At 63.9% G+C, this 9,032-nt stretch carries 5 protein-coding genes and 3 pseudogenes; 4 read left to right on the forward strand and 4 right to left on the reverse strand.

Going from position 1 to position 9,032, the window contains the following annotated elements; all coding sequences use genetic code 11:
• Positions 1-370: 370 nt before the first annotated feature.
• Positions 371-612: pseudogene (locus tag A37W_RS23760) on the forward strand (transposase); the annotation flags it as partial.
• Between the two features lie 286 nt (positions 613-898).
• On the opposite strand, the pseudogene A37W_RS23285 reads toward A37W_RS23760, so the two are convergent.
• The 4 genes and pseudogenes from A37W_RS23285 to A37W_RS0112380 form a co-directional block, all read right to left on the reverse strand.
• Positions 899-1,596: pseudogene (locus tag A37W_RS23285) on the reverse strand (IS6 family transposase).
• A gap of 57 nt (positions 1,597-1,653) precedes the next feature.
• Positions 1,654-2,217, reverse strand: a complete 564-nt coding sequence (locus tag A37W_RS0112370) for a hypothetical protein (RefSeq protein WP_156169350.1) — start codon at positions 2,215-2,217, stop codon at positions 1,654-1,656.
• Positions 2,218-2,287: 70 nt separating this feature from the next.
• Positions 2,288-3,694, reverse strand: coding sequence for a hypothetical protein (locus tag A37W_RS0112375; RefSeq protein ID WP_156169351.1), 1,407 nt, complete (start codon positions 3,692-3,694; stop codon positions 2,288-2,290).
• Positions 3,695-4,046: 352 nt separating this feature from the next.
• Positions 4,047-4,613, reverse strand: coding sequence for a hypothetical protein (locus tag A37W_RS0112380; RefSeq protein ID WP_018303355.1), 567 nt, complete (start codon positions 4,611-4,613; stop codon positions 4,047-4,049).
• A 116-nt stretch (positions 4,614-4,729) separates the two neighbouring features.
• Here A37W_RS0112380 and A37W_RS23290 point away from each other — a divergent pair.
• From A37W_RS23290 to A37W_RS24330, 3 genes and pseudogenes are all read left to right on the forward strand, one after another.
• Positions 4,730-5,755, forward strand: a pseudogene (locus tag A37W_RS23290) (IS256 family transposase); the annotation flags it as partial.
• 341 nt (positions 5,756-6,096) lie between these two features.
• Positions 6,097-7,920, forward strand: a complete 1,824-nt coding sequence (locus tag A37W_RS0112395) for an acyltransferase family protein (RefSeq protein ID WP_026198470.1) — start codon at positions 6,097-6,099, stop codon at positions 7,918-7,920.
• Positions 7,921-8,102: 182 nt separating this feature from the next.
• Positions 8,103-9,032, forward strand: a 930-nt coding sequence (locus A37W_RS24330) for a GDSL-type esterase/lipase family protein (RefSeq protein ID WP_018303360.1), incomplete at its 3' end; no start/stop codon positions are given.

Below are 9,032 nucleotides of genomic sequence, written 5' to 3' on the forward strand. Positions count from 1 at the left end.
CCGCCTATTCCGTCGTCTTGCCTGCCGAAGCCTTCGTGCTGGCCGCCCCCCCCTCCTCCTCGGTGCAGACCGGGAGGCACTTCGCGTCCTGATACTCCTGATCGGTCGTGCCGATCAGCGTGAAGTCGGTCTCAGAGCGGATCGCGAAGACGACCGGCCTGTCAGCGCCTTAGATGACTGGCATTTGGTGGTGCTGTAGAGGCGCGTCGTTACTAGTGGCTGCCCGGACGGGGCGCACGCCTTTGGTGGGGCTCACCCGCATCTCGCCAATCCGCGTTCCTTGAGCGCGATCCGCCGGCGCCCCGCTCCCGCTCGGCCGAGACAAGCGGGTCCGCCCTATGATCTCGGGCGCCCCGCGCCTGCGGCTACCCAGCACCGCGCCAAGTTGCATTCGACGAGTACGATCGAGCGTCTGAACGGCGAGATCAAGCGGCGCACCGATGCCGTTGGGCTCTTCCGAACGAGAGCTCAATCCGCAGGCTCGTCGGAGCGATCCTGATGGAGCAGACCGAAGAATGGACCGTCCAGCGCGGCCGCTACCTGACGCTGGAAACGCTCGCGCCAGTCTGCGATGATGTCATAGTCAATGTGCCTGCAGCGCAGCGCAACTGACCTACTCGGCCCGCACCAAAGCGCGAGGCCCGCCACCAGCTCGGTTATCACGCCGTCGCCGGCGACAGAGCCGCTGACGAACACATCAAGGCTCACGCTGGCGTGGCAGACGAGGCGCGCGCAGATGTCGGGTTGCCCGACAGCGCAAATCCGCGCCTCACCATCCTGGACCTCCTCCCAAGAGGACTGCTGGGCAGCTGCCGGACTGTTGAGACTAAGAAGGGCGCAAAAACGGTCCTGTCAGACTAGTGCGAACCAGTCTCAGTTCGTGGCGCGTGAGCTGCCCCTACCCCGCGTAGAGGCCGCGCCATTCCTCAAGTGCGGCAGTGCGGCTCGTTCTGAAAATGGATCGGCTGGAAAAGGCTGCGGTCGAGGTTGAAGTGGTTGTAGACGGTAGAATGGAACTGCGGCGAACTTCTGCCGACTTCGCATTCGCCGGAAGCGAAGCATCGCCCTCTCTCGTCGCCGGAGCGGCAGGTGCGAGTTCTCGGCCCTGTTGTTGATCCAGCGACCTTCCGACTGCTGCCTGTTCTGCAGGTCGAGTTGCCTTGAGGCTGCGCCGTAGGTCCGGAGCCTGTCGGTGACTAGGGCGTCGGCCGACCACGTCGGCGCAGCAGCTTCTTCAGGAAACGTAAGGCTGCGGTGCGGTCACGCGTTTGAGCGACGACCGCCTCCAGCAACTCGCCCTCGTCGTCGACGGCGGGCCAGAGGTGGTGCGTCTTGCCGTTGATCTTCACGACGACCTCGTCGGGGTGCCACCGCCATCTGCTGAACCGCAGGCTCTGGATCCGTCTTCGCTGCAAACATCGGCCCGAACCTGTTCCACCAGTAGCGGATCGTCTGGTGGCTGACCTCGATGCCTCACTTGTGCAGGAGGTCCTCAACGTTCCTCAGCGAGAGCGGGAAGCGGACGCAAAGCATCACCGCCTGGCGGATGATGTCCGGGCTGGACTTAAAGTAGCGGAACGGGTTCGGCTGGGTCATCTGACGAGGCTAGGTTTGCACCCTGCCCCGCTCAAGAAGTTCCTCTGACAACCCCACTTACGAGGCCGAGAGGGTCAGGATGATCTGCCCTTCATACAGACCGGGCAAAGCCAAGCCGCCGTCGACTGTCCAGGCCGGATGGGCCTCCATGTGGATCTCGCCGCGCCGCATGCCGCCGGTCGCGGTCAGATCGACCGAGAGAGCCGGGACCGTCGGCCCTTCCTCGAAGCCGGGAAGCCCTGCGTAGCCGACGGGCGAGCCGGGAAGTCCGGTGCGCGGGTAACGCAGTTCGACCTTGTAGCCGATCGAGTTGCCGCCGCTGATGGCCCTGCCCATGAAGCCCTCGTTCGGCACGGTGAGGAAGCTGTCAGGCTCCGCCTGCAGGGTCGCGGTGGCGTTCCCGATCACGTCGAAAAGCACCCCAGACGAGGGGATGGTCGATCCGGGCGGTGGCACCGAAAGGCTCAGGAGCGGAGTGCCGACGAACTGAAGGGACGCGTAGGGCACGACCATGATCTCGACAGGGGCGGACGCGCTGTCTCCCGATTGTGCGGCGCCGGGAGACGCCGCCCCGGCGGCGACCGCCCCCGCGAGCAGAACCGTTCTGAGCAATCCGTTCATTCCGCACCTTCCCCTCACTGGCGGGCCTGTCGCCCGTTCCGTCGTTCGACCCCGTCTTCACGGGGAGTCCTCACTCGTCCGCCGGGGCCTCTGTCGCCTCCGGATTGAAGTCTTCGCCCTCGAGAAGCACGAGGCGCATCGCGCCCCCATCCGGCCCGGCCTCCACCGCAGCGATCTGCTGGCCCGCCACCTCGACGCCGTCGCCGAGGTCGAGCACGGCGCGCAGGCCGTAGACACCCGGGTCCAGCCCTTCGAGGCTCAGCTCGCCGCCGTAGATGCGCCGGGCGAGCGGCAGCAGCATGCCCTCGTCCGAGGTCAGCCCGACATTCCGCACGGACTGCCCCTGCGGCGTGACGAGCAGGAGGCGGGCATTCGGCTCCAGGTGCACGTTGCCGGTGTTCACGAAACGGACCTGCACCGCGTAGATGCCGGCCTCCGCCTCGGCGGCGCCGAGCTGCTCGACCACTCCGTCGGGCATGGAGGGTACGGCCGCGTTCGACAGGTGTACGATCGAGTTCTGGCTACCGGCGCTCTGCCCGTCGGGATAGGTGCCTGAAAGGATCATGTTCGCGTAGAAGTTGCCGTGCTCGGCGGCGTCGCCGGGCAGGGCGCTGATCACCCGGACGTTCTGGCTGCCGCCGGCGCGGAGGGTGAAAGTCTCTGGCTGGATCCGCGTCCAGGACGCGGCCGAAATGTCAGTGCCGTCAAGCTCGCCCATGCGAACTCCCAACAGTTCGCGCGGGGTGGCAGAGGCAAGGCGTACCTGGACCGGGTTCTCGCCCGGGTTCTCGATCCGGAACACACCGGTGCGGGTCGCCCCCGGCACCACGTCGAGCTCTACCAGACCGGGTGTGAGACGAAGCTCGGTATCGTAGGCCACGCTGTCGATGGTGGGATCGCCCTCGAAGTCGATCTCGCGCACCACAGGGGCGAGGCGGCGACCGTCGACCGTCAGCTCGCCGCGCAGACGATATTCGCCCGACGGCAGGCGGCGCTCGAGGTCGGACAGGAGTTCCAGCGTCATGCCGGGGAGGATCGACCTCTCGCGCAATTCGCTCCGCGTCACGGTGCGCCAGCTATCGCCGGACCTGCGCTCGACGATGATCGTTCCCTCGACACGTGAGAGGGTCTGGCCGGCATTGGCGATCGTCATCGAGGCGACGGTCGTAGGGGCCTGTCCGGATTCATCAACGAACGCCATCGCCGGCTCTTCCAGCCGGACGTCCTGTCGGGCCGGGCGGCCCTGGATGTCGAAAATGACAGGGATCAGGAACCTTATGCGGACAACGACGCCACCCTCTATCTGCTCGGGCGCAGGTGTCTCCGCCAGTAGCGCCGCGACATAGGTGCCCCGCGCGTCGCGCGGTGCACGGAATTGAAGGGTCGCCGTGGCAGGTGACAAGGGCGCGATCTCAAGGCTGTCAGAGTCCAATTCGAGGAACGGCAATGCGCTCTGCTCGTACTCACCGGATTCCATTGGCTCGCGAAATGCCCAAGACCCGCTCGCAGTTTGCCACAATTCCACCAGCCGAAGCTCAATCAATCCCGGCCCATCTACGGCGGTACTACTAAACGTTACGGTCTGTTCGACCATCCCGCCACGTGGTGCGACTGCTTCGACCCGAATGGGCTCAGCCATGAACCCTTGGGCAACCGCCGAATGGTTCAAAGCTAGTAGGAATACGATCGCAACGATCGAACGGAAAACCGATAGTTTCACGAAATTACCTCTGCAAAGGCAGATGGCCTCCACACGGATTATCATATGCCGGGTCGCCCCCGGGGATTCCCCGGGAGCCATGGCGCTCTAATCGCCGATGATGACCGGATCAGTTGTCCGCAGCGATGGTGTAGGTCACGGTCAGGCTGTAGGGGGAACTGGTCACCGCGGGGGTGCCGCCCGGCGACGTGACGGCATAGAGCATGTTCAGCTGCCCACCGCCGAGATTGGGAGCGATATCGTCGAATACTTCCTGCGAAACACCCCCGGCATTGGCATCGGCCGGGGTCCAGCTAGCGGCCCCCGCCGGCGCATAACCATTTGCCTGCGTCGCCAGGGAAGCATCGTTCGCGGTGCCATTTGGGAAGATGTGGAAATGGATGGCGTCTGCCGACCCAGTGGGGAGGGGGGCGCCGTTCACAGCCACAGAGGCCGATACATCAGCATTGACGTTGTTGATGTAGGCGAGCGATCCCGGCGCGGTCGCCAGGTTGTTGCCGTCTGCGCCCGTCATGGTCAGCACGGCAGATGTGCCGCCCCAGACGCTGACGATCGGCGCGACGTTGATTTCGACGCCGACACCAAACGTTTGATTGTCGATCTGCTGTGCAAAAGCGGCACCGGCCAGGCCGACGGTGGCGATCGCAGCAAGCGCGGTGGTGGTTGCGAATTTCATCTCATTCTCTCCGTTGAACACGAACCAATATAGCCTGCGAAGCAAGGCTGGAACAAAAACCTGCATTCTCTGGATTGCCATTCGAGCAGCGCACCGACATTAGCCAAGAGGCGGTATACCGCGACCGGGACTGGCAGACCCGTGCGGCAGCGTCGAGTTGCGCATCCCGCGCCTGCGGACGGGTTCCTACTTCCCGTCCTTCCTCGAGCCGCGGCGCTAGGTTGAGAAGGCCCTGACCGCCGTCATCCAGGAGGCCTACGTCCACGGCATCTCGACACGGTCCATGGACGATCTGGTGCAGGCCATGGGTGGGACCGGGATCTCCAAGAGTCAGGTCAGCCGGCTCTGCGAGGAGATTGACGAGCGCGTCGATGCCTTCCTCACCCGACCCATCGAGGGGGAATGGCCCTACCTCTGGATCGACGCCACCTATCTCAAGGTGCGCCAGGGCGGTCGCATCGTCTCCGCGGCCGTCACCATCGCAGTGGGCGTGAACACCGACGGGCGGCGCGAGGTACTGGGCGTGTCCATCGGCGCTTCCGAGGCCGAGCCGTTCTGGACCGAGTTCCTCCGCGACCTCGTGCGCCGCGGCCTTGGCGGCGTGAAGCTGGTGATCTCGGATGCGCACGAGGGCATCAGGGCCGCGACTGCGCGAGTGCTGTCCACCACCTGACAGCGCTGCCGCGTCCACTTCCAGCGCAATGCCCTGGCTCATGCCGGCAAGAGCAGCCGTCGGGTGGTGTCAGCCTTCATCGCGACCGCCTTCGCCCAGCCCGACCACGCCACGGCCAAGGCCCAATGGCGGCTGGTGGCGGACCAGATGCGGCCGAAGCTGCCGAAGCTGGCCGCGCTCATGGACACGGCGGAGGAGGATGTGCTGGCCTACCTGACCTTCCAGGCCCAGCATTGTGCTAAGCTTCACAGCACGAACCCGATCGAGCGTCTGAACGGCGAGATCAAGCGGCGCACAGATGTCGTTGGCATCTTCCCGAACGAGAGCTCGATCCGCAGGCTCGTCCGCGATCCTGATGGAGCAGACCGAAGAATGGACCGTCCAGCGCGGCCGCTACCTGACGCTGGAAACGCTCGCGCCGGACTGCGATGATGTCATGGGCAGCCTGCCTGCTGCGCAGCGCGACTGACCTGCCCGGCCCGCAACAGAGCGCGAGGTCCGCCATCAGCTACACCACGAGATGGGACACCATCCTGGAAGGTCGGTGATATGCCTGCCTGGCTACGATCGCCATGCCGCCAACCAGCACCTGCAGTCAGGGGCCATCCGGACATGACAGCGCCGCTGAGGCACCACCACGAAGCGGATTGTTCGAACCCCCTGAGACCTCCGGCTCCCCTTGGGCCAAACCGCTTCTACCAGTTCGGATTGTAAGGCCCGTCATGGGTTTTGGAGCGGTGCAACCTGAGTTATGGAGGCTGCCGTAGGCGCATCCGTAGCGAGTTGAAGGCTTTGGTTTTGGAAAAGTCTGTGAAATACAGACCCGATGTTGACGGCCTTCGGGCTGTAGCCGTCCTCGCCGTGGTGCTTTATCACGCCGGGCTTTTAGGCTGGAGCGGTGGCTTCATCGGCGTCGACGTGTTCTTCGTGATCAGCGGGTATCTCATCACCGGCATCATTTACCGAGAGTCCATTCAGAACCGGTTCAGTTTTATCGATTTCTACGACCGGCGGCTACGGCGGATCATGCCTGCCCTGCTCTGCGTGGTCCTGTTCGTGCTGGCCGGCGCGAGCCTCCTCTTCCTTCCCCGCGAGATGCGCGTTCTGCCCGGGCAGGTCATCGGGGCCGTGACCTTCGTGGCGAACATCGTCTTATGGCGGCAGTCGGGATATTTCGCCCCGGCTGCGGATGAGTTGCCTCTTCTTCACATCTGGTCGCTCGGCGTTGAGGAACAGTTCTACATCTTCGCTCCGGTCCTAATTATCGGGATCTTGCGGTGGGCTCCTCGATTGCTGATCCCCTTCGTCGTTATCGCCACCATCCTGTCGTTCGCGTTGAGCGTCGTATTCTCATCCAGGATGCCCGACGCCTCCTTTTACCTGCTGCCGACCCGGGCGTGGGAGCTGGCCGCCGGTTCTCTCGTCTCGCTGGCGGTCCTGCCCCGACCGTCCAACCGGGTGGTTCGCGAACTGGCCACTGTTGCCGGCCTCGCCCTGATCGTTGGAGGCGTGGTCTTCATCGGTCCCGAAATGGCCTTCCCCGGCGCAATTGCCGCCGTTCCGGTCATCGGTTCGGTCCTCGTTATCCTGTGTGGTGACGGGACGAAGGCGGGAGCGGCTTTGGCTTGGCGCCCCGTTCGCGGGCTGGGCCTGATTTCGTATTCCCTTTATTTATGGCATTGGCCCCTCATCGTCTTCGCAGACTACGGTGGTTGGCTGGAGGGACGTTTGTCCGCCGTCCTCGTGGTCCTGATCTCGATCGTCATCGCGTGGCTGTCATGGCGTTTCGTCGAACGGCCGTTTCGTGACCGGACCAGGGTGCGGCGCAGCGGGGTCTTCTACGGGTCTGCCGCGGGCGTATTGGTGGCGGTCACTCTCGCCGGCTGGATCCAGACGACCGACGGCTGGCCGACGCGTTGGTCCGACACCATCCTGAGGTTCGCAGCAGCCGGAGAGGACGTAAGTCCTGCCCGCGACCGCTGTCACAGGATGTCCGGCCTCGGCGACATTGCCGAAAGCTGTGTTCTCGGCTCGGGCGTTCCGACGACGGCGGTCTGGAGCGATAGCCACGGCGTCGAGCTGGCCTATGGCCTCTCGGAATACGTGCCCGTCCAGCAGATTAGCTACACTTCGTGCGCCCCCGCGCTTGGCATGGACAGAATACGCAGCTTCCAGTGCCGGGAACACAATGATCTGGTGCTTGCCTACCTTCTGGATCCCGCCTCAGACATCGATACCGTGATACTCTCGGCTTGGTTTGAAGATGTTCTCGAGAAGGATGGCTTTCGAGGCGGTTTCGCCGACACGGTGGACCGCCTGACGGAAGCTGGGCTTCGCGTCATCGTCGTCAGCCAGCTTCCGAATCCGGGCTACCTCGTGCCGATCCACCTGGCCCGAGGCGGCGACGTCAGCTTCGCCTTCGATGAGTTCGCAGAACGCCACGCGGCGATCACGGCCTATCTAGAGACACTGGCAACCCCGTTGATCTTCGATCCAGCACCGCTCATCTGCGATGAGGCTTGCGAGCTGTTGGTCGACGGGGCGCCGGTCATTTTCGACCGGCATCATCCGAGCATGTCGATGGCAACGGTGATCGCCGAGAGCCTGGTGGAGCGCTATGACCTCAAGCCATAGGACGTCGCGCCAACATCTTTGACCGGCCGAAGGGCTTGCCGATCCACGCGCAGAATGGAAATATGGCCATATGTTGGCAATTTTGAGCAGTTCCAGTGGCTCGGCCCGACCTGAAGCAGGCTGCGAAGCCGGCAAAAAAACAAGTTGTTTCAACGGTTTAATTTACAAGAGAGGCTCGTCGAATGGCTCTTGCCCCCACGCAGGATAGGGCGATCGTCGCCGACCTCGAATCCGGTAACGGCTACCTGGTTCCCCGAATCATGCCGCTAGGCGACTCGATCACCTATGGTGTGGTCGGCGCCAACGACACCGAAAGCGGTGGCTACCGGACCTTCCTGGCTCGACGGCTGGATGGTGCTGGAATCGCCGTCGACTTCGTCGGGAGCCAGTCCAACGGGCCAGACGACATCGATAATGACCACGAAGGCCGTCGTGGCTGGTCTATCAACCTACTAGACGAAGCATCCGACTCGATCGTCGCCGCCGCGGACCCAGACGCGATCATGCTGATGGCGGGAACGAACGACACCTCGACGGACACCCCCGAGATCATGATCGCCGACCTCCGATCGCTGATCATTAGCTTGTCTGAAGCGGCCACGGAGGCTGTGATCCTCGTTTCCTCGATACCGCCGATCATCGCCGAATTGAAAGGCGAGGATCGCTCGGCTACCGCCGATGCGTTCAATGCCCTCCTTCCCGATTTGATAGCGGAGCTTGCGGCGGCGGGGATCAACGTTGCCTACGTGGACATGAGTTCTCTGACAGAGACCGATATTTCCCGGCCCCCCGTGGATAGTGGTCTCCACCCCAACCAGGCGGGCTACGAGCACATCGCCGACCTTTGGCATCAGGCGCTCGAGGATAATCTGGGACTGGACTCGAATGGCATCGGGTCCCGACTCGATCTGGCGGGTCTGACGGACCTACAAGGGTCGGCGCTCGGCGACCGCCTCGCCGGGGATGTGCGAAGCAACATCCTCGCCGGTTTCGGCGGCGCGGATACGCTGGACGGGCGCGGCGGCGACGACACGATCATCGGCGGAACGGGCGACGACGTGCTGCTGGGCGGGACGGGCATTGATCTGTTCGTCTTCCGGGACGGCGACGGC

Origin of the sequence: Wenxinia marina DSM 24838, assembly GCF_000379485.1 — a bacterium.
Taxonomy (GTDB): domain Bacteria; phylum Pseudomonadota; class Alphaproteobacteria; order Rhodobacterales; family Rhodobacteraceae; genus Wenxinia; species Wenxinia marina.

Coding starts and splice junctions, on each gene's coding strand:
- A37W_RS0112370 (WP_156169350.1), bottom strand. CDS start 2,217: ATGAACGGATTGCTCAGAACGGTTCTGCTCGCGGGGGCGGTCGCCGCC.
- A37W_RS0112375 (WP_156169351.1), bottom strand. CDS start 3,694: ATGGAATCCGGTGAGTACGAGCAGAGCGCATTGCCGTTCCTCGAATTG.
- A37W_RS0112380 (WP_018303355.1), bottom strand. CDS start 4,613: ATGAAATTCGCAACCACCACCGCGCTTGCTGCGATCGCCACCGTCGGC.